The sequence below is a fragment of the Shinella sedimenti genome (assembly GCF_022601905.1).
GTDB lineage: Bacteria > Pseudomonadota > Alphaproteobacteria > Rhizobiales > Rhizobiaceae > Shinella > Shinella sedimenti.
Map to the genome: position 1 here is coordinate 141,729 of NZ_JAKVIN010000001.1, position 17,529 is coordinate 159,257.

19 protein-coding genes and 4 tRNA genes are annotated in these 17,529 nt (G+C 61.2%); 16 read left to right on the forward strand and 7 right to left on the reverse strand.

Annotated elements, in window-relative coordinates:
* Positions 1-73, forward strand: a tRNA-Glu gene (locus MKI86_RS00690).
* A gap of 139 nt (positions 74-212) precedes the next feature.
* Positions 213-287: transfer RNA gene (locus MKI86_RS00695), tRNA-Glu, on the forward strand.
* 33 nt (positions 288-320) lie between these two features.
* On the opposite strand, the gene recJ is transcribed toward MKI86_RS00695, so the two are convergent.
* From recJ to MKI86_RS00715, 4 genes are all read right to left on the reverse strand, one after another.
* The gene (gene recJ / locus MKI86_RS00700) at positions 321-2,129 is read right to left on the reverse strand and encodes a single-stranded-DNA-specific exonuclease RecJ (protein ID WP_241595832.1); all 1,809 of its coding nucleotides are present in this window, start codon (positions 2,127-2,129) and stop codon (positions 321-323) included.
* 212 nt (positions 2,130-2,341) lie between these two features.
* Positions 2,342-3,664, reverse strand: a complete 1,323-nt coding sequence (locus MKI86_RS00705; RefSeq protein ID WP_241595835.1) for a homoserine dehydrogenase — start codon at positions 3,662-3,664, stop codon at positions 2,342-2,344.
* A gap of 54 nt (positions 3,665-3,718) precedes the next feature.
* Positions 3,719-4,939, reverse strand: a complete 1,221-nt coding sequence (locus MKI86_RS00710; RefSeq protein ID WP_160872285.1) for an LL-diaminopimelate aminotransferase — start codon at positions 4,937-4,939, stop codon at positions 3,719-3,721.
* Between the two features lie 274 nt (positions 4,940-5,213).
* The gene (locus tag MKI86_RS00715; RefSeq protein WP_241595838.1) at positions 5,214-5,552 is read right to left on the reverse strand and encodes a hypothetical protein; all 339 of its coding nucleotides are present in this window, start codon (positions 5,550-5,552) and stop codon (positions 5,214-5,216) included.
* A 126-nt stretch (positions 5,553-5,678) separates the two neighbouring features.
* Between MKI86_RS00715 and phaC the strand changes: the two genes are divergently transcribed.
* The 7 genes from phaC (at position 5,679) to MKI86_RS00750 (ending at position 12,246) form a co-directional block, all read left to right on the forward strand.
* Entirely contained in the window at positions 5,679-7,535 is a 1,857-nt protein-coding gene (gene phaC, locus MKI86_RS00720; protein WP_241595842.1) for a poly(3-hydroxyalkanoate) polymerase subunit PhaC, read from the forward strand.
* A gap of 15 nt (positions 7,536-7,550) precedes the next feature.
* Positions 7,551-8,270, forward strand: a complete 720-nt coding sequence (sfsA, locus tag MKI86_RS00725; protein WP_241595845.1) for a DNA/RNA nuclease SfsA — start codon at positions 7,551-7,553, stop codon at positions 8,268-8,270.
* Between the two features lie 30 nt (positions 8,271-8,300).
* Positions 8,301-9,128 (forward strand): type I methionyl aminopeptidase, encoded by an 828-nt coding sequence (map, locus tag MKI86_RS00730; RefSeq protein WP_241595848.1) that lies wholly within the window; start codon positions 8,301-8,303, stop codon positions 9,126-9,128.
* Positions 9,129-9,136: 8 nt separating this feature from the next.
* A complete protein-coding gene (gene radC, locus MKI86_RS00735) occupies positions 9,137-9,967 on the forward strand; it encodes a RadC family protein (protein ID WP_241595851.1) in 831 nt (276 codons plus the stop codon).
* 136 nt (positions 9,968-10,103) lie between these two features.
* Positions 10,104-11,510 (forward strand): Si-specific NAD(P)(+) transhydrogenase, encoded by a 1,407-nt coding sequence (sthA, locus tag MKI86_RS00740; protein WP_241595854.1) that lies wholly within the window; start codon positions 10,104-10,106, stop codon positions 11,508-11,510.
* 344 nt (positions 11,511-11,854) lie between these two features.
* Positions 11,855-12,160 (forward strand): ETC complex I subunit, encoded by a 306-nt coding sequence (locus MKI86_RS00745; RefSeq protein WP_241595857.1) that lies wholly within the window; start codon positions 11,855-11,857, stop codon positions 12,158-12,160.
* A 9-nt stretch (positions 12,161-12,169) separates the two neighbouring features.
* Positions 12,170-12,246: transfer RNA gene (locus tag MKI86_RS00750), tRNA-Arg, on the forward strand.
* A gap of 71 nt (positions 12,247-12,317) precedes the next feature.
* Here the strand turns inward: MKI86_RS00750 and MKI86_RS00755 are convergent.
* Positions 12,318-12,842 carry a hypothetical protein gene (locus MKI86_RS00755; protein WP_241595860.1) on the reverse strand — a complete coding sequence of 175 codons (525 nt, stop codon included), beginning with the start codon at positions 12,840-12,842 and terminating at the stop codon, positions 12,318-12,320.
* A gap of 170 nt (positions 12,843-13,012) precedes the next feature.
* Here MKI86_RS00755 and MKI86_RS00760 point away from each other — a divergent pair, with 170 nt between their 5' ends.
* The 7 genes from MKI86_RS00760 (at position 13,013) to MKI86_RS00790 (ending at position 15,820) form a co-directional block, all read left to right on the forward strand.
* Entirely contained in the window at positions 13,013-13,276 is a 264-nt protein-coding gene (locus MKI86_RS00760; RefSeq protein ID WP_241595863.1) for a hypothetical protein, read from the forward strand.
* A 29-nt stretch (positions 13,277-13,305) separates the two neighbouring features.
* Positions 13,306-13,503 (forward strand): hypothetical protein, encoded by a 198-nt coding sequence (locus tag MKI86_RS00765; RefSeq protein WP_241595865.1) that lies wholly within the window; start codon positions 13,306-13,308, stop codon positions 13,501-13,503.
* A 7-nt stretch (positions 13,504-13,510) separates the two neighbouring features.
* Entirely contained in the window at positions 13,511-13,687 is a 177-nt protein-coding gene (locus MKI86_RS00770; RefSeq protein WP_241595868.1) for a hypothetical protein, read from the forward strand.
* A 126-nt stretch (positions 13,688-13,813) separates the two neighbouring features.
* A tRNA-Ser gene (locus MKI86_RS00775) sits at positions 13,814-13,903 on the forward strand.
* A 673-nt stretch (positions 13,904-14,576) separates the two neighbouring features.
* Entirely contained in the window at positions 14,577-15,101 is a 525-nt protein-coding gene (locus MKI86_RS00780) for a DUF992 domain-containing protein (protein ID WP_241595871.1), read from the forward strand.
* Positions 15,102-15,188: 87 nt separating this feature from the next.
* Positions 15,189-15,449, forward strand: coding sequence for a hypothetical protein (locus tag MKI86_RS00785; protein WP_241595874.1), 261 nt, complete (start codon positions 15,189-15,191; stop codon positions 15,447-15,449).
* Positions 15,450-15,472: 23 nt separating this feature from the next.
* Positions 15,473-15,820 carry a hypothetical protein gene (locus MKI86_RS00790; RefSeq protein ID WP_241595877.1) on the forward strand — a complete coding sequence of 116 codons (348 nt, stop codon included), beginning with the start codon at positions 15,473-15,475 and terminating at the stop codon, positions 15,818-15,820.
* 60 nt (positions 15,821-15,880) lie between these two features.
* Here the strand turns inward: MKI86_RS00790 and MKI86_RS00795 are convergent, their stop codons facing one another.
* Entirely contained in the window at positions 15,881-16,588 is a 708-nt protein-coding gene (locus tag MKI86_RS00795) for a FadR/GntR family transcriptional regulator (protein ID WP_241597719.1), read from the reverse strand.
* Between the two features lie 198 nt (positions 16,589-16,786).
* Positions 16,787-17,410 (reverse strand): invasion associated locus B family protein, encoded by a 624-nt coding sequence (locus MKI86_RS00800; protein WP_241595879.1) that lies wholly within the window; start codon positions 17,408-17,410, stop codon positions 16,787-16,789.
* Positions 17,411-17,529: the final 119 nt, after the last annotated feature.

Sequence of the window (17,529 nt, forward strand, 5' to 3'; positions counted from 1 at the left end):
GCCCTTCGTCTATCGGTTAGGACGTCAGATTTTCATTCTGAAAAGAGGGGTTCGACTCCCCTAGGGCGTGCCACGGTTCTTCCCCTCAGAAACTTTTCGTTCCTTGTTCGAGCTCGCTCTGCGGTCTTTGTTTGAGGGCAAGAAAAATAGAAAAATCCTGCATTTAGGGCTTGCACGAATCCGCTGTGCTGATTAGAAGACGCCCACCGCACGCGCCCTTCGTCTATCGGTTAGGACGTCAGATTTTCATTCTGAAAAGAGGGGTTCGACTCCCCTAGGGCGTGCCACGGTCCTCTCCCATATTTCCACAAACAGCTGCCTCAGAATGCCTTTGCGGCATCCAGAATACGAAACTGTATGCGGCGGTTGCCCTGCCAGCTGTCGGCCGAAAGCGTGCCGGCGAAATGCACCGCCTGCCCGCGTTCCTTCATCAGGAAAAGACCGAGATCGGCTTCCGCCGCACGGAACGCCATGGCGTCGAGACGGCCGCCATCAGGGCCTTCCAGGCTGACACGCAAGTGGTTGACGCCGACGGGTCGCACATCGCGGATCCGATGCGCCGGCAGGGCGAAGATCGGCTGCGGATGTCCGGACCCGTAGGGGCCCGCCTGTTCCAGCTGATCGGCAAGCGCGAGCGTCGCGCCGCTGGCGCTGAGCGCGCCGTCGATCTTCAGCGTTTCAACCGCCACGAGATCGCGCACGACACGCTCGGCACGCTCCTCGAAGAAACTGCGCAGCCGGCCAAGGTTGGCGCGCTCCACGGTGAGGCCTGCCGCCATGGCATGCCCACCGCCCTTGACAAGAATGCCCTCATCCACTGCCGCACGCACCATGCGCCCAAGATCGAACCCGCTGATCGAGCGGCCTGAGCCCGTACCCTTGCCGGATGGATCGAAGGCGATGGCGAAGGCCGGTCGTCGTAATCGGTCCTTGAGACGGGAGGCAAGCAGGCCGACGACGCCGGGATGCCAGCCCTCGCGGGCGGTGATGATCACGGAAGCGTTCTCTCCTGTGCCGTATTCCGCCTGCGCCTCTGCCTCCGCCTCCGCCAGCATGGCCGCCTCCATCGCCTGACGCTCGCGGTTGAGTTCGTCCAGTTGGCGGGCGATGCGCTCGGCCTCGCCGGGCTCATCGATGGTGAGGAGCCGGCTACCGAGCGCCGCGTCCCCGATGCGCCCGCCGGCATTGATGCGGGGGCCGACGAGGAAGCCGAGATGATAGGGGGTTACGGGCCCGCCGATGCCGGCCTGCTTGAGCAACGCAGTCAATCCCGCGTTACCAAGATGACGGGCGGCGACGAGGCCCTTTACGACATAGGCACGGTTCAGGCCCTTGAGCGGTACGACATCGCAAACCGTCGACAGCGCGACGATATCGAGCATGGACAGAAGATCGAACGTCCCCGCACGGGCATCGCCACGCCCTCGCAGAAGCCGCTGCAGGGCGACCAGCACGAGGAAGACGACGCCCGCTGCCGACAGGTGCCCCTGCCCCGATAGATCGTCTTCACGGTTCGGATTGACCAGGGCAAGCGCGGGCGGCAGGTCCACACCCACCTGATGGTGGTCGATCACCACGACATCCACGCCGCGTTCGCGCGCCACGGCAAGCGACTCGTGGCTGGTTGAGCCACAATCGACTGTCACTATCAGTTGTGCGCCGCGTTCGATCAACTGGCCGATCGCCGTCGGATTGGGGCCATAACCTTCGAAGATACGGTCGGGAATGTAGATTTCGGCCTCGATGCCGAAATGCACGAGGAAACGGTAAAGCAGTGCGGACGAGGATGCCCCATCGACATCGTAATCGCCGAAGATCGCCACGCGCTCCCGATTGGCAATGGCGCGCGCCAGCCGCTCGGTGGCCGCTTCACAGTCCAACAGGCTATAGGGTTCCGGCATCAGCCGGCGCAATGTCGGGTCCAGAAATTCGAGCGCGTTTTCAAACGGTACGCCGCGACCAGCCAGCACCCGGCTGATCAGGTCCGGCAGGCCGTGGGTCTGGCTCATCGCCAGTGCGCGGTTTTCTCCCGCCTGATCGAGCCGCGCCATCCAGCGCTGCCCGGTCGCAGAGCGCTCGACACCGAGAAAGGCGCGGGTGACGGGATCGGCGTTTTCCAACATGCTCATCGCGGCTCCGGTCGTTTTACGCCCCTGCATCGGAAGGCCTGCACTCACTCACCCGGCCTGCCGACCACCTTCTCCCCGTAAGAGGGAAGAAGGAAGAGTACCGCGCCAATTTCCCCAAGCCCCCAAACAGAACGTGGGGCAAATCCCTCGTTCGTTGCCGGAAGAAGGTTATAGTGACGAGCCAGTCCGTCCCGAAATGCGGTCAGCGATAATCAGGCCGTCTTCGGACGCTCGATACGAATCACCTGCGGTTCGCCGACCAGATAGCCCTCGGCCTTGACCGATGCCACGGCCTTGCGGACGGAATCCTCCATCGTCGCATGGGTCACGAGGATGATGGTCTTCGGATCCGTCGATTCGGCCGTGGACTGCGCACGCTGCACGATGGATTCGAGCGAGATACCGTTCTCCGCCATATGCTTGGCGATGCTGGCGAAGACGCCGGTGCGATCCTCGACCGACAGGCGGATGAAGTAGCCGCCGTGATGCTTGCGGATCTGCGCGCGCTTGTAGGGGGAAAGTGCGCCGGCCGGGCGTCCGAGTGCCGGAACGGTCTGCGCGCCGGGACGGCTCTTTGCGATATCGGCAATGTCGCCCAGCACAGCGGAAGCCGTGGCGTTGCCGCCGGCACCAGGACCGACCATCAGCAGTTCGCCGAGGATGTCCGATTCGATCGCGACAGCATTCGTCACACCATCCACCTGCGCAATGACGCTGTCGAGCGGCACCATGGTCGGATGAACACGCTGCTCTACGCCCGTATCAGTCTTTTGTGCAACGCCCAGGAGCTTGATGCGATAGCCGAGATCGGCCGCCGCGCGGATGTCGTCTATGGAGATGTTGGTGATGCCTTCGAGATAGATGTCATCAGCCGCGATCTTCGTACCGAAGGCCAGCGTCGTCAGGATCGAGAGCTTGTGGGCGGTGTCGTTGCCCTCGATGTCGAAGGCCGGATCGGCTTCGGCGTAACCGAGGCGCTGGGCTTCCTTGAGGCACGCCTCGAAGGACAGGCCTTCCTTCTCCATCTTGGTAAGGATGTAGTTGCAGGTGCCGTTCATGATGCCGTAGACGCGCGAGATCGTGTTGCCAGTCAGCGATTCCCGCAAAGCCTTGATGACCGGGATGCCGCCCGCGACCGCCGCCTCGTAATTCATAATGCAGCCGTTCTTCTCGGCGATGCCTGCAAGCTCGACGCCATGGGCGGCGAGCAGCGCCTTGTTGGCGGTGACGACATGGACGCCGCGTGACAGCGCGGCTTTCACCGCCGCGAGCGCCGGGTCGCCTGCCCCGCCCATCAGCTCGACGAAGACGTCGATCTTCGCATCGCGCACAAGGTCGACCGCATCGTCGAACCATTCAGCTACGGAAAGATCGATGCCACGGTCACGTCCCTTGGTGCGGGCCGTCACCGCGACGATCTCGATCGGGCGACCGCACGTCGTGGTGAGCATGTCCCTGCGTTCGACGAGAATCTTCGCGAGCGAGGCACCAACGGTTCCCAAGCCCGCAATGCCGATCTTCAGGGCATCAGCCATGGTCATGTCCTAACGTTTTGGAACAGACCCTCCGCAGACCGCGGAGGGTGGATTTCAGCGATGGGCGTTGAGCGAGATAACGTTGTGCATCGTCTCGTCGGCCGTCGACAGGAACTTCTTGATATTGCGCGCCGCCTGGCGGATGCGGTGCTCGTTCTCGACGAGCGCGAGGCGCACATAATCATCGCCCATCTCGCCGAAGCCGACGCCAGGCGCAACTGCCACATCCGCCTTTTCGACGAGCAGCTTGGAGAATTCCAGCGAACCGAGATGGCGGAACTTTTCCGGGATCTTCGCCCAGGCGAACATGGTGGCCGCCGGCGGCGGAACCTCGAAGCCGGCCTTGCCGAAGGTGTCGACCATTACGTCGCGGCGACGCTTGTAGACGTTGCGCACTTCCGCAATGTCGGAGCCGTCGCCGTTCAGCGCATGTGTGGCCGCAACCTGGATCGGCGTGAAGGCGCCGTAGTCGAGATAGGACTTCACGCGCGTCAGCGCGGCGATCAGCCGTTCATTGCCGACGGCAAAACCCATGCGCCAGCCCGGCATGGAGAAGGTCTTGGACATGGAGGTGAACTCCACCGTCACGTCCATGGCACCGGGCACTTCCAAAACGGACGGCGGCGGCGCGTTGTCGTCAAAGTAGATTTCCGAATAGGCAAGGTCCGACAGCACGATGATGTCGTGCTTGCGCGCAAACGCGATGACGTCCTTGTAGAAATCGAGCGTGGCCACATGTGCCGTCGGGTTCGACGGGTAGTTGATGATCAGCGCCAGCGGCTTCGGGATCGAATGGCGCACAGCGCGCTCGAGCGGCGGGAAAAAGCTCTCGTCGGGCTCGACGGACATGGAGCGGATGACACCGCCCGCCATCAGGAAGCCGAAGGCGTGGATCGGATAGGTCGGGTTCGGGCAAAGAATCACGTCGCCGGGCGCGGTGATCGCCTGCGCCATGTTCGCAAAGCCTTCCTTGGAGCCGAGCGTGGCGACGACCTGCGTCTCCGGGTTCAGCTTCACGCCGAAGCGGCGGGCGTAGTAGGCGGCTTGCGCACGGCGAAGGCCCGGAATGCCCTTGGAAGAGGAGTAGCGATGCGTGCGCGGATCCTGGACGACTTCGCAGAGCTTGTCGACGATCGCCTTGGGCGTCGGCAGATCGGGATTGCCCATGCCAAGGTCGATGATGTCGGCACCACCCGCTCGCGCGCTTGCTTTCAAACGGTTGACCTGTTCGAAAACATATGGCGGCAGACGCCGGACCTTGTGAAACTCTTCCATCTTCAACCCCGTTGGGCGCGGCGCCCTTCTCCGGCTTGGCCTGAGCAAACCCCGCGCGATTCGATCAACCGGCGCTACTGCACCGTCTGCGCGCCACAATTGGCGCGCAGACGGTGCAGTAGCATTTCAATTGCCGCATAATTTTGTCCTTGGATCGTGCGCGATTCAAGGAATCATGCAGCGGCGAAAACGTTCGAATTGAACACGCTTCGCCCGCGCCGGCGGCCCTTGGGCCGCCTTTCGCTTTGCTGCCAAACGGCAAGAAACGCAAGCGTTAATTCGTGCCTTCGATCTCGGACAGCGTTGCCTTGCCGTGGTTGTCGCGCAGTGCCTGCAGCTCGGCGAGCTGGCGACGGTATTCGGCATCAGAAATCTGGCCGGCGCTGCGCCGTTTCGCAAGCGCCGTCAGGCTCTCGCTGTTCGTGGCGGCCTCCTCGTCGGTCATCTGCTGCGTCTCGGCGCTGACGATGGCCGTGATGTCCGGATAGACGTCCGCGCGGTTGGCACCGGCATTGACCGAGGGATCCCGCGCTGTCGAGCTGCAGGAGCCAAAAGCCACCGGAAGGGCGGCCATGAGAAGGACGACGCTCAAGCGCCTGAATTCGAACGCCATATGGCTGTATGCTCCTGTCGAAACGACGGGTTCCGTATCGTGCCGCGAAAGGCTGTCAGGCCCTTGTAATCTGTTTCGCAGAGAATGTAAAAATGCAAAACGACACAATAAAACCGGGAGGAAAGCATGGCGCAGGACAGCAAAGCGGGTGAACGCGATGCCGCCGGCGAAAAGCCCGGTTTTCAGCCTTTCGATCCCGCAACGATCGAACCTTATGTCCTCAAGGACCCCGAGGCGCTGACGGTCAATCTCGCCCGCATGGTCGAGCAACTCGGCAAGGCCGCCTCCGCCTGGCTTGCACCGCGCGAAAGCGGTGCGAAGGTCGATACCGTCTCCGAACCGATGGTCGACATGGTCAAGACCCTCTCAAAGGTCTCCGAATACTGGATGGCCGACCCGCGCCGGACGCTGGAAGCGCAGACCATGCTGCTGGGCAGCTACTTTAACATCTGGTCGCGCACGCTCAGCCGGATGGGCGGGGAAGATGCCGCGGCTGGGCCCGATCTCCACGCCAAGGACAAACGTTTCGCCGACGAGGATTGGGTGAAGAACCCCTTCTTCGACTTCCTGCGGCAGGCCTATTTCGTGACATCGGACTGGGCGGAGAAACTCGTGACCGACGCCGAGGGCCTGGACGAGCACACGCGTCACAAGGCGGCCTTCTACGTGAAGCAGATCGCGAGCGCCGTTTCGCCCTCGAATTTCGTGACCACCAATCCGCAACTCTATCGTGAAACCGTCGCCTCGAGCGGCGCGAACCTCGTGCGCGGCATGAAGATGCTCGCGGAAGACATAGCGGCGGGTCGCGGCGACCTGAAGATGCGCCAGACCGATACCAGCAAGTTCGCCATTGGCGAGAACATGGCGCTGACGCCAGGCAAGGTTCTGGCGCAGAGCGACGTCTGTCAGGTCATCCAGTACGACGCATCGACGAAGGAGGTCCTGAAGCGCCCTCTCCTCATCTGCCCGCCGTGGATCAACAAGTTTTACATTCTCGACCTTAATCCCGCGAAATCCTTCATCAAATGGGCGGTCGACCAGGGCCATACGGTTTTCGTTATTTCGTGGGTGAACCCGGACGAACGGCATGCCGGCAAGGATTGGGAGGCCTATGCCCGCGAGGGCATCGGCTTCGCGCTCGATACGATCAAGCAGGCCACCGGCGAAGATGAGGTCAACGCCATCGGCTATTGCGTGGGCGGCACGTTGCTGGCGGCGACGCTGGCGCTGCATGCCAAGGAGGGCGACAAGCGCATCCGCAGCGCGACGCTGTTCACCACGCAGGTCGACTTCACCTACGCGGGAGACCTCAAGGTCTTCGCGGACGAGGAGCAGATCGACCTCATCGAGCGCGGCATGCAGGCCACGGGCTATCTCGATGGCTCCAAGATGGCGACGGCCTTCAACATGCTGCGCGCCTCCGAACTGATCTGGCCCTATTTTGTGAACAACTACCTGAAGGGCCAGGATCCCATGCCCTTCGACCTGCTGTACTGGAATTCAGATTCCACACGAATGCCTGCCGCCAACCACTCGTTTTATCTTCGAAATTGTTATCTCAACAATACGCTGAGCAAGGGCGAGATGGTGCTTGCAGGCAAGACGATTTCGCTGAAGGACGTGAAGATCCCGATCTACAATCTCGCCACGAAGGAAGACCATATCGCGCCGGCGAAATCGGTTTTCGTCGGCAGCCAGTTGTTCGGCGGCAAGGTAACCTATGTCATGGCAGGCTCCGGCCACATCGCCGGCGTCGTCAACCCGCCCGACAAGAACAAGTATCAATACTGGACGGGCGGGCCGGCAAAAGGCGACTTCGATACCTGGGTCAAGAAGGCGAAAGAAACCCCCGGCTCGTGGTGGACACACTGGGATGCATGGATCAAAGACGAGGACGACCGCATGGTACCGGCCCGCAAGACCGGCGGCAGCATGAACTCCATCGAGGAAGCGCCCGGCTCCTATGTGCGTGTGCGTGCCTGACGAACTCATCCAGCAATGAAATTCGATCCGCCGCTCATCCCCGGCACCCTCGTGCAGCGTTACAAGCGCTTCCTGTTCGACGCCATCCTCGATGACGGGTCGGCGATTACCGGCTCTTGCCCGAATACCGGCTCGATGCGCGGCCTCACCGCGCCGGGATCGCGCATATGGATGTCGACAAGCGACAGTCCCACGCGAAAACATCGCCACCGGCTGGAGCTTGTGGAAGCGGACGACACCGTCGTTGGCATCAACACCGGCCTGCCGAACCGTCTGGCGGAAGAGGCGATCCATGCCGGTCTCGTTTCCGACCTCGCGACCTATCCGCTGATCGAACGAGAGAAGAAGTACGGCCGCAACTCGCGCATCGATATCCTGCTGTCGGGCGACACGCGGCCGCCAGCCTATGTCGAAGTCAAGAACGTGCATTTCCGCCGTGCTGCGGGGCTTGCTGAATTTCCCGATACAGTGACGGCGCGTGGCGCGAAGCATCTGGAAGAGCTTGGGGACATGGCCGAAGCCGGCTTTCGCGCGATCATGCTCTATCTCGTTCAGCGCGAGGATTGCGACCGCTTTCGCATTTGCGCCGACCTCGACCCCTTCTACGCGACCGGTTTCCAGCGTGCACTGTCCCGTGGCGTTGAGGCCTATGCGGTCAAATGTGCGGTTACAACCTCGCAAATCCGGCCTGTGGCATCGATCGCCATGGACGAACCCGGTGCCGCTGTTTTATGACGGTCGCTGGAGAATGAAGAAAGCTGGACCATGGTGACTTATATTGAAGCGTCGGCGGCGCCGTTGAAGAACACGGGCGTCATCCGTCTTTACGATGCGGAGGCCTTCGAGGGCATGCGCAAGGCCTGTCAGTTGACGGCGCGCTGCCTTGACGAACTCTATCCGCTGGTGAAGCCCGGCGTCGCGACCGACGTGATCGACCGCTTCGTCTTCGAGTTCGGCATGGACAATGGAGCGCTGCCTGCCACGCTCAATTATCGCGGCTATACGAAATCGACCTGCACCTCGATCAACCACGTGGTCTGTCACGGCATTCCCAACGACAAGCCGATGCGCGAAGGCGATGTGGTGAACATCGACGTCACCTACATTCTCGATGGCTGGCACGGCGATTCCAGCCGCATGTATCCCGTCGGCGAGATCAAGCGGGCGGCCGAGCGGCTGCTCGAAGTCACCCACGAATGCCTGATGCGCGGCATCGCCGCCGTGAAGCCGGGCGCCCGCACAGGCGCGATCGGCGAAGCGATCCAGGCTCACGCCGAGGCCGAGCGCTGCTCGGTCGTGCGGGATTTCTGCGGCCATGGCGTCGGCCGGCTGTTTCACGACGCGCCGAACATCCTGCATTACGGGCGGGCGAACGAAGGTCCGGAAATTCGCGAAGGCATGATCTTTACGATCGAACCGATGATCAACCTTGGCCGCCCGCATGTGAAGGTGCTCTCCGACGGCTGGACCGCCGTGACGCGCGACCGCTCGCTGTCGGCACAGTACGAGCATACTGTCGGTGTCACCGCTGACGGATGCGAGATATTTACACTGTCGCCCGGCGGCCTCGACCGCCCGGGTCTGCCCACTTAAGGATCGCCATGAAGGGATCGCGCGGCCGTATCGACCAGCCCCCCTCCGCCAGAAAGGAGGACAAAGCGCGCCCTGCCGGCGATCTTTTCGACGACACTGACGAGCGAGGATATTTTTCGGAGCGACCGGCGCGGACCGCAGTGCCCGCTGCCACGGCCGAACCTGAAGAGAAGCACTACCACGGGCACCGTGACCGTCTGCGTCTTCGTTTTCGTGAAAGCGGCGACACCGCGCTCGCCGACTACGAAATCCTCGAACTCCTCCTCTTTCGCCTCATTCCCCGCCGCGACACCAAACCGGTTGCCAAAGCGCTGCTCAGCAGGTTCGGTACTCTTTCCGGCGTCTTCGGCGCGACGCCCGCCCTGCTCCAGGAAGTCAGCGGCATCGGAGAAACGGTCGCGCTCGATATCAAGCTCATCGCCGCCGTTGCCCAGCGCACGCTGAAGAGCGAGATCCGCGACAAGACGGTGCTCGCCTCCTGGTCCTCGGTCATCCAGTACTGCCATGCCGCCATGGCGCATGAGCCGCGCGAACAATTTCGGATCCTCTTCCTGGACAAGCGCAACACGCTGATCGCCGACGAGGTGCAGGGCCGCGGCACTGTGGATCACACCCCGGTTTATCCGCGCGAGGTGGTGCGCCGCGCGCTCGAACTCTCGGCTACAGCCATTATCCTTGTCCACAATCATCCTTCGGGCGACCCGACACCCTCGCGGGCGGACATTGACATGACGAAGACGATCGTCGAAACGGCCCGTCCGCTTGGTATCACGGTGCATGATCACATCATCATCGGCAAGGATGGGCATGTCAGTCTCAAGGGCTTGAGACTTATGTGAATTCCGAAATCGGATAATCAAGCTTTCATCCGATTGAAACGGTTTGCTGCCACATTCGGTTGACGAAATTGACTAGGCGAAGACAATTGCTGCAATGCAATATGATTCTTCCCGCACAGGACTGGGGCTATCTTTCATGCAGGAATTCGATCTCGTCGTCGTGGGCAGCGGGCCGGCAGGCCGCCGTGGCGCCATCCAGGCAGCCAAGCTCGGACGAAAGGTTCTCGTCATCGAACAGGGCAAACGCGTCGGCGGCGTTTCCGTGCACACTGGCACCATCCCCTCCAAAACCCTTCGTGAGACCGCACTGAACCTCTCGGGTTGGCGCGAGCGCGGCTTTTACGGCCGCGCCTATCGCGTAAAGCAGGAGATCAGTGCGGACGACCTGCGCCGCCGCCTGCTCATCACGCTCGATCACGAGGTGGAGGTTCTGGAGCACCAGTTCGCCCGCAACCGCGTGCAGCACATTCGCGGCAAGGCGACGTTCGTGACACCGGATACGATGGAGATCGCCAAGGATGACGGCGAGACCATCCATGTCCAGGCGAAAAGCATCATGCTGGCCGTCGGCACGAAGCCCTACCGCCCGGAAAGCATTCCGTTTGACGGCGTGAGTGTGCTCGACAGCGATGAACTGCTCGACATCCAGGAACTGCCGCGCTCGATGGCCGTGATCGGTGCGGGCGTCATCGGCATCGAATATGCCACGATCTTTTCTGCGCTCGACACGCAGGTCACTGTCATCGATCCCAAGGCGACCATCCTCGATTTCATCGACAAGGAGATCATCGAGGAGTTCGTCCATGATCTGCGTGACCGCAACATGAAGCTGATCCTTGGCCAGAAGGCCGAGAAGGTTGAGAAGCTGTCCAACGGCAAGTGCGAGATCACGCTGGACAACGGGCGCCATGTCACCTGCGACATGGTGCTTTATGCCGCCGGCCGCGTCGGCGCCACAGATAGCCTGAACCTCGCCGCTGCCGGTCTCACAGCCGACTCGCGCGGCCGCCTCAGCGTCAACCCGGAAACCTTCCAGACCGACGTGCCGCACATCTACGCCGCCGGCGACGTGGTTGGCTTTCCCGCACTTGCCTCGACCTCGATGGAGCAGGGCCGCATCGCCGCCCGCGTCGCCGTCGGGGCCATCGCGAAGGAACCACCGAAATACTTCCCCTACGGCATCTATGCCGTGCCGGAAATCTCCACCTGCGGACTGACCGAGGAAGAGGTGAAGGAGCGCGGTATTCCCTATGAATGCGGCATGGCGCGCTTCCGCGAGACCTCGCGCGGCCACATCATGGGCCTCAACTCCGGCCTGCTGAAAATGATCTTCTCCCTGAAGACCCGCCGCCTTCTCGGCGTGCACATTGTCGGCGAAGGGGCGACCGAACTGGTTCATATCGGCCAGGCCGTGCTGAACCTGAAGGGCACCGTCGAGTATTTCGTCGAGAACACCTTCAATTACCCCACGCTCGCCGAAGCCTACAAGATCGCCGGCCTGGATGCATGGAACCGCATGGGGGACCTGTCGCAGGCAGGCTGACGCCCTTGCATCGAAACACCGGGCGGATGCCGTCACGAATCGCCCGGAATTGCGCTGAAGATTGGGTATCGACGAGGTTGTCAGCCCATATATTCGCGGCTATATCAACGCTTGCAAATTGCGCCTGAATGGCAACCGAGCGGGCATGGGATCGAGACGAGATTGTCGTGGAAAACAAACGACATGTTCGGTTTCGAATCGTTCCGCTCGGCCTGTCTGCGGTTCGCCTTTAGGCGCAGTCTGTTGTTCCGGTCATTGTTCCCTCAAGCAAACCGGATTATGCATTTTCTCAAGCTCGCCGGCGGATCGTCGCGCCGCGATGCGCGAATTCTGGAGCCACGTCGATGACCGCAAAGATCTATCGTCCCGCCAAGACCGCGATGCAGTCGGGCAAGGCCAAGACCAACCTCTGGGTTCTGGAATTCGATGCCGAGAAGCCGCGGACGATCGACCCCATCATGGGGTATACGAGTTCCGGCGACATGTACCAGCAGGTCAAGCTGACCTTTGAAACCAGCGAGGAAGCGGTCGCGTATGCCGAGCGCAACGGCATCGAATACCGCGTGATCGAGCCGAAGGAAGCGACGCGCAAGCGCGTGGCCTATCCGGACAATTTCCGCTTCAACCGCATGCAGCCTTGGACCCATTGAGGTCCCGACGGCCCCTTAGCTCAGCTGGATAGAGCATCTGCCTTCTAAGCAGAATGTCGCAGGTTCGAGCCCTGCAGGGGTCGCCATTTATATCGTGTGCCAAGACGCCCGCACGGCAGAAAACCGTGACGGGCTTTTTTTGACTCAACGGCCAGGCTCAGCCCTGGCGATTATCTTTCCGCGCCTGGCTGTCCTTCACAAACTGCGATACACGACCGACCTCCATCCGGTTCACCAGATCGGGGGCGCGCTCGTTTGGCACCGCGTGCATACCCTTATCGGCACGACGTGATTTTGGACGCCTCGGTCGGCTGGCCGCGCGACGCATTTCCAGTGCGCGCTCCGCATTGTTCTTCAATGCCTGCCGCGAGCAAAAGCGCTCTCGACGCGACGTCTCATTGTTGACGCGCTGAAGGGCCGAAGACAGCACGCTCAGCTTTTCGCGGCTGCCGGCATCTTCTGAGACACGGGACCCGCCTCTGGGTGCGCCCTTGCCGCGTATTTCACGCCGCTGGCGATTTGCAATGTCCCGGGCACGGTTGCGTCTTTCGCGAAGATTTCGCCTCAGATCCGCCAGTTCCCGGTCGGACAGATCGCCGACATCGGGGTGATGCGACGAGTCCACCAGTTGCTTCTCGCTGTTGTCGAGAAAACGCGCTTCCAGCTGTCGAGAATTGCTCACACCGGTCTCCTTTCATCCAGTCACCTGGATCAAATCAAGGGCCGACGGATTGGTTTCGCCAATCAGGCTCACTTTGACTGACATAACCGTGAATGCCCCTATTTTCTGCTGGCTGACCTAGCGGGAACTTCTCCGACATCAGCGTATTTCCCGAAAAAGGGAGAACACAGATGAATTACAAAACTTTCGACCCGAACACATCCGTTCCCGACGCGATCGTCGTCAAGCTCTACACGTCGGGCGACAAGATCAGAGGTTATGTGCGCAAGATCGCCGATCCCGCCGAGAACGATACAATATTCCCAGGCGAAGAGATGGAGCCGGCCAAGGCATTCCAGCTCGCCGCATCTCACAGCGAGGGCGAAGCGCCGATATATGTCGAGCTTGTCGAGGGCGTGAAATGGAATCCCTCATGGGGTGAAATCCTGCGGTAGCGCAGAAAACCGCGGGACGCTCAGACTTGATGGCTGGAACATTCGTGAATCTTGGCCGTTCGGCTCGCATGAAAGACACCGAACGCAAAGCCAAGGCCGGGATGTACCGGTTCGTCATCATCCTCTCCGGGATCGCCTTGCTTCTTGCAGGGTCCTACATTGTTTTCTGGATGCCCGGCGCAGCGGAGCGCCAGCCTTCGCCGAACGCAATGAATCAATCCGAGTGAGGACAACATGGAAAAGAATGAGACCCCTGTCGGCCTTGCACCGTCAGCGGATTCGCCGAGGGAAAAGAAGCGCAAACTCCAGATAGGCCGAGGTGCCGTCATGGTGATCTGCGGCATCGGCCTCGCAGCCTTTGCGCTCTACACTTTCACGGTGCTCTACGGGATTTTCACCGCAGCAAACTGAAGTGATACAAACGTATTTTTTCGTGAATGCCGCGCCGGCCGCGGCGTACGCATCCACCTCCCGTTGACGGGCCGGACAAAGCTGCTACAAAGCCGCATCGCTTGAACGGGACACGTCCCGCGGCACGGATGGGTGGCCGAGCGGTTTAAGGCACCGGTCTTGAAAACCGGCGTAGGTGAGAGCCTACCGTGGGTTCGAATCCCACCCCATCCGCCACAAGCCGATTCCGCGCTATAAAGCGATACCCTTTGGCCATAGCTATGCGCCCCTCCCAATTTTCGTACGTCGCGCCGATTCAAACCGCTGGAGCAGTCGGGCTGTCGTGGGCTGGTATCGCCCAGCTCGTAGGCGCTGCTGGGTCAGCGCTGTGCATGGGGCGCACTGCGAATCGCGATGCGATATCTGGTTCGGATTGTCGCCTTGTGCGGCGGTAGACCGCTATAGCGTAGTCGTCGGGCGCGGCACGCCCTGTGTTCAATGAGCATTCTCACCAGAACTCGGCACTCTGATCTTCGGCAGGATCGAACTGGCGGCGACCCCTTGTTTTGGCCACAATAGCCTCCTATATCTCTTCCATCGGCATTGCTGATGAGCGCTGGAAAGCTTCTGCCGCTCGCAATGCCGCCATCGCCTGGTGCTTTTGACCACGGATGTACTGGCACTGGCGAAACAGGCGATGATGAGGAAGGTCGGTGCGATTTCGCCCCGGCCTTTTTGTTTTCCATCTCACCCGATTGAAACAAGTGAAGGCGTGACACGCCACGCCGCTTCCTGTGTGCGGAAGGCCGCGCGCCCACACTCCGCCATGATCTTCGCCATGAGATGCGACGCGACCGGGAACCAATGCGCCGGGCTCGCCATTATCGTGCCAGATAGAAGGAGTGCACAAATGAACAAGAAGCTTGGAACGGTTCTCGCATTGACGCTGGCGCAGGCCATCGCGACCAGCGCTGGTGCAGCCGACATGGTCGGCCGCGACAACGCGCCGGTCTACGTCGATCGTGGCGCGCGTGACGGCGTGAAGATCGGCATGCTGACCTGCGATGTCGGCGGTGGTGTCGGCTACGTGATCGGGTCTGCGAAGAGCGTCGATTGCGTTTTCAGCGCGAGCAACGGCGAACAGGACGTTTATTCCGGCGTGATCCGCAAGATGGGCGTCGATCTTGGCTTCACCACCCAGGGCCGAATCATCTGGGCGGTTTTCGCGCCGACGGCCGGCTACCATCAGGGTTCGCTCGGTGGCCTGTATCAGGGCGCAACGGCTGAGGCGACGGTTGGCGTGGGTATCGGCACAAATATCCTCGTTGGAGGAACGTCGGGCTCGATCCAGCTGCAGACGATCAGCGTCAGTGGCCAGCTTGGTCTCAACCTCGCCGCGACCGGCACCTCCGTCACTTTGACGCCGCAGGGCTGATAAAACCTTACGATAGAAACGGGCAACACCGGTTGCCCGTTTCTTCCTTCGCGCCATCTGTTAGAATGAAGCACTAGAGGTGCTGTCATGAAGCGTTTTGCCCTTCCCCTGCTTGCTATTCTGGTTCTGGCCGGTTGCACGACTGGCGGTATCCCGCTGGAACCGATCCCGGGAAGCATCACCTACCATGCACAGCCGCGCACCAAGCTCACCAAGGCCCCTGTTGGCAGCACGTTCGAACATCAATTCATCGACCGTCGTGGCCGCGAGGTGTTCGAGACGTATCGCATCGAGCCGGACCGATCGCTGTCGATCGTGCGCCGTTATGTACGCGTCGAGGTATTCTGATGGACGGACAACGGGAGAATGCCATGCTGGAAAGCTCGGACATCGAACTGGAAGACGAGCGCCTGAAGCAGCTCGATATTCTCGCTTCCGAACGTAGTCTTACGGGGTCCGAACTGATGGCCCATTACCAACCGGGTTCCTTCGGTTTTCATGAGGCGGTACACACCACCTCTATTGTGCTTGATCTCGTGGACGAACAGCTGTTGCATCATCCCGCCATTGCGGGAAATCCGGAATGGTTCCGCCTGGCCGCGCGCGCGAGTGAAGCGTTGTTCAATCTGTACCAGTCCATGGGCGCTGCGCAGCTGACGAGCCGCAGCACGGACGAAGGCAAGCGGCCCGAGGAACTCAATGCCAGCAACGACGACTGATCAAACTTCGTAAATGAGGCTCGCGCTTCGGGTGCGAGGCCCAGTGCCGGCTCGGTCAGGTCAAGTCACGTCGCGCAGGGCCTGAACGACCCGCTCGCGACCGAGGCGAATGACATTCTCCATGGCGCTGCGTGCGCCCTCCTCGTCCCGCCTGTGGATCTCCTCGACAATACGGATGTGGTTGGCAGCGACATCGTTGATCTTGCTGCGATCTTCCGCCGGCGAGCTGAGCGTGAAGGCGCCGACGAGGCCGGCTTCAATAAGGCTGCCCAGCGTGCGCAGGAACGGATTACCCGACGCTTCCAGTACAGACAGATGAAATTTCAGGTCCGCCATAGCCATAGAGCCCGCGGTATGCTCCGGGTCGCCCATGGCGACGGCAAGCCGCATCATCTGGCTGATATCGGCCTCCGTGGCGTTACGCGCCGCAAGGGCCGCTGCGTGAGGCTCGAAACCAAGACGTACCTCTGAGAGGTGGGTCAGAAACTCCTCATCGATGCCCACGGCGAAATACCAGGTGAGGATATCGCCATCGAAAAGGTTCCACTGGGTATTCGGCGTCACGCGTGTACCGATCCTCGCGCGCGGCACGACAAGGCCCTTTGCGGCCAACGTCTTCATCGCTTCACGCAGCACTGTTCGCGAAACCTTGAAGCGCGCGGCCAGCTCCACGTCGCCCGGAAGGGTGCTGCCGACTGGATACTCGCCGGCAATGATGGCCCGCCCGAGTTCGTTGACAACCTGCGCATGGCTGGTGCGCGTGTTCATCCCCGATATGGCGGCTTCAAGCAAACCCTTTTGCAAATTTCCCCTCCTCCGTCTCGCACACGTCATCCGCTGCGAAACATCCCGCTGGTATAGAACGCTGCACCGATTCCGCAAAGCCTGATCGCGCACCCGCAACATCAACAAAAAAACCCGGCGAGACGCCGGGTTTTCTGAATGGGATATGCTGGTGCCGGAGGCTTACTGGCTCTTGGCAGCCTTCTGGGCATCTTCCAGCTTCTTGCGGGCTTCCTCGGCCTTCTTCTGCATTTCTTCCTGCAGCAGGCGCTGACGCTCTTCGAGCTGGGATTGTTCGATCGGCTCGCCGTCGAACACGCCCGTGAAGCCTTCAAGCGAGATCTTGATCGGGTTCGGCGCACGCTGGAAGTTGACCGAGGTCAGAACGAGTTCGCCGCCCTTCTTGAGGCTGGCCAGAACCTGATCCGTGAGCGGGACTTCGGCAACGCACTTGTCTGGCATGCAGATCGCATAGTCGAGCTTCTGGGCCTTGCCGCCATCGATCTGCATCTGAACGCCGACCGGGATCAGACGTGCGCTCGGGACCGAGACCTGCATGATCTTGCGGTTGGCCTTGCCTGCAACGGTGATGAGGCCGACGGCCGTGATGAGCTGGCCGCTGCTGGCGGTCAGCAGGTTCTGCACGATGCAGACGTCATTGTCTTCCTGCTTGGTGCAGACCTTGAACCAGCCCTTCGGCGGGGCGGCCTGCTGAGCCTGCGACGCGGACGGAGCAGCAGCCATCGCAACGGACGCGGCGAAGGCAGAAAGGACGGTCCGCTTGATGAGATTCGATGTGAAGATCATACGATTTCGGTCTCCTGAAAATCCGGTGCCGGAGCGACTGCGCTCCTCCCGCAAGCCCCTCTCGGGCATTCGGTCAGCCGTGCGCTCTCCTGTCGGCGAAATGAGGCATTTGCATGACC

What these genes read in the sequence shown, in the direction of transcription:
- MKI86_RS00760 (WP_241595863.1), top strand. Translation starts at nt 13,013, where the DNA reads ATGAATTACAAAACTTTCGACCCGAACACATCCGTTCCCGACGCGATC.
- MKI86_RS00765 (WP_241595865.1), top strand. Translation starts at nt 13,306, where the DNA reads ATGGCTGGAACATTCGTGAATCTTGGCCGTTCGGCTCGCATGAAAGAC.
- MKI86_RS00790 (WP_241595877.1), top strand. Translation starts at nt 15,473, where the DNA reads ATGCTGGAAAGCTCGGACATCGAACTGGAAGACGAGCGCCTGAAGCAG.
- MKI86_RS00795 (WP_241597719.1), bottom strand. Translation starts at nt 16,588, where the DNA reads ATGAACACGCGCACCAGCCATGCGCAGGTTGTCAACGAACTCGGGCGG.
- MKI86_RS00705 (WP_241595835.1), bottom strand. Translation starts at nt 3,664, where the DNA reads ATGGCTGATGCCCTGAAGATCGGCATTGCGGGCTTGGGAACCGTTGGT.
- radC (WP_241595851.1), top strand. Translation starts at nt 9,137, where the DNA reads ATGAAGGGATCGCGCGGCCGTATCGACCAGCCCCCCTCCGCCAGAAAG.
- recJ (WP_241595832.1), bottom strand. Translation starts at nt 2,129, where the DNA reads ATGAGCATGTTGGAAAACGCCGATCCCGTCACCCGCGCCTTTCTCGGT.
- phaC (WP_241595842.1), top strand. Translation starts at nt 5,679, where the DNA reads ATGGCGCAGGACAGCAAAGCGGGTGAACGCGATGCCGCCGGCGAAAAG.
- map (WP_241595848.1), top strand. Translation starts at nt 8,301, where the DNA reads ATGGTGACTTATATTGAAGCGTCGGCGGCGCCGTTGAAGAACACGGGC.
- MKI86_RS00800 (WP_241595879.1), bottom strand. Translation starts at nt 17,410, where the DNA reads ATGATCTTCACATCGAATCTCATCAAGCGGACCGTCCTTTCTGCCTTC.
- MKI86_RS00780 (WP_241595871.1), top strand. Translation starts at nt 14,577, where the DNA reads ATGAACAAGAAGCTTGGAACGGTTCTCGCATTGACGCTGGCGCAGGCC.
- sfsA (WP_241595845.1), top strand. Translation starts at nt 7,551, where the DNA reads ATGAAATTCGATCCGCCGCTCATCCCCGGCACCCTCGTGCAGCGTTAC.
- MKI86_RS00715 (WP_241595838.1), bottom strand. Translation starts at nt 5,552, where the DNA reads ATGGCGTTCGAATTCAGGCGCTTGAGCGTCGTCCTTCTCATGGCCGCC.
- MKI86_RS00785 (WP_241595874.1), top strand. Translation starts at nt 15,189, where the DNA reads ATGAAGCGTTTTGCCCTTCCCCTGCTTGCTATTCTGGTTCTGGCCGGT.
- MKI86_RS00710 (WP_160872285.1), bottom strand. Translation starts at nt 4,939, where the DNA reads ATGGAAGAGTTTCACAAGGTCCGGCGTCTGCCGCCATATGTTTTCGAA.
- sthA (WP_241595854.1), top strand. Translation starts at nt 10,104, where the DNA reads ATGCAGGAATTCGATCTCGTCGTCGTGGGCAGCGGGCCGGCAGGCCGC.
- MKI86_RS00770 (WP_241595868.1), top strand. Translation starts at nt 13,511, where the DNA reads ATGGAAAAGAATGAGACCCCTGTCGGCCTTGCACCGTCAGCGGATTCG.
- MKI86_RS00745 (WP_241595857.1), top strand. Translation starts at nt 11,855, where the DNA reads ATGACCGCAAAGATCTATCGTCCCGCCAAGACCGCGATGCAGTCGGGC.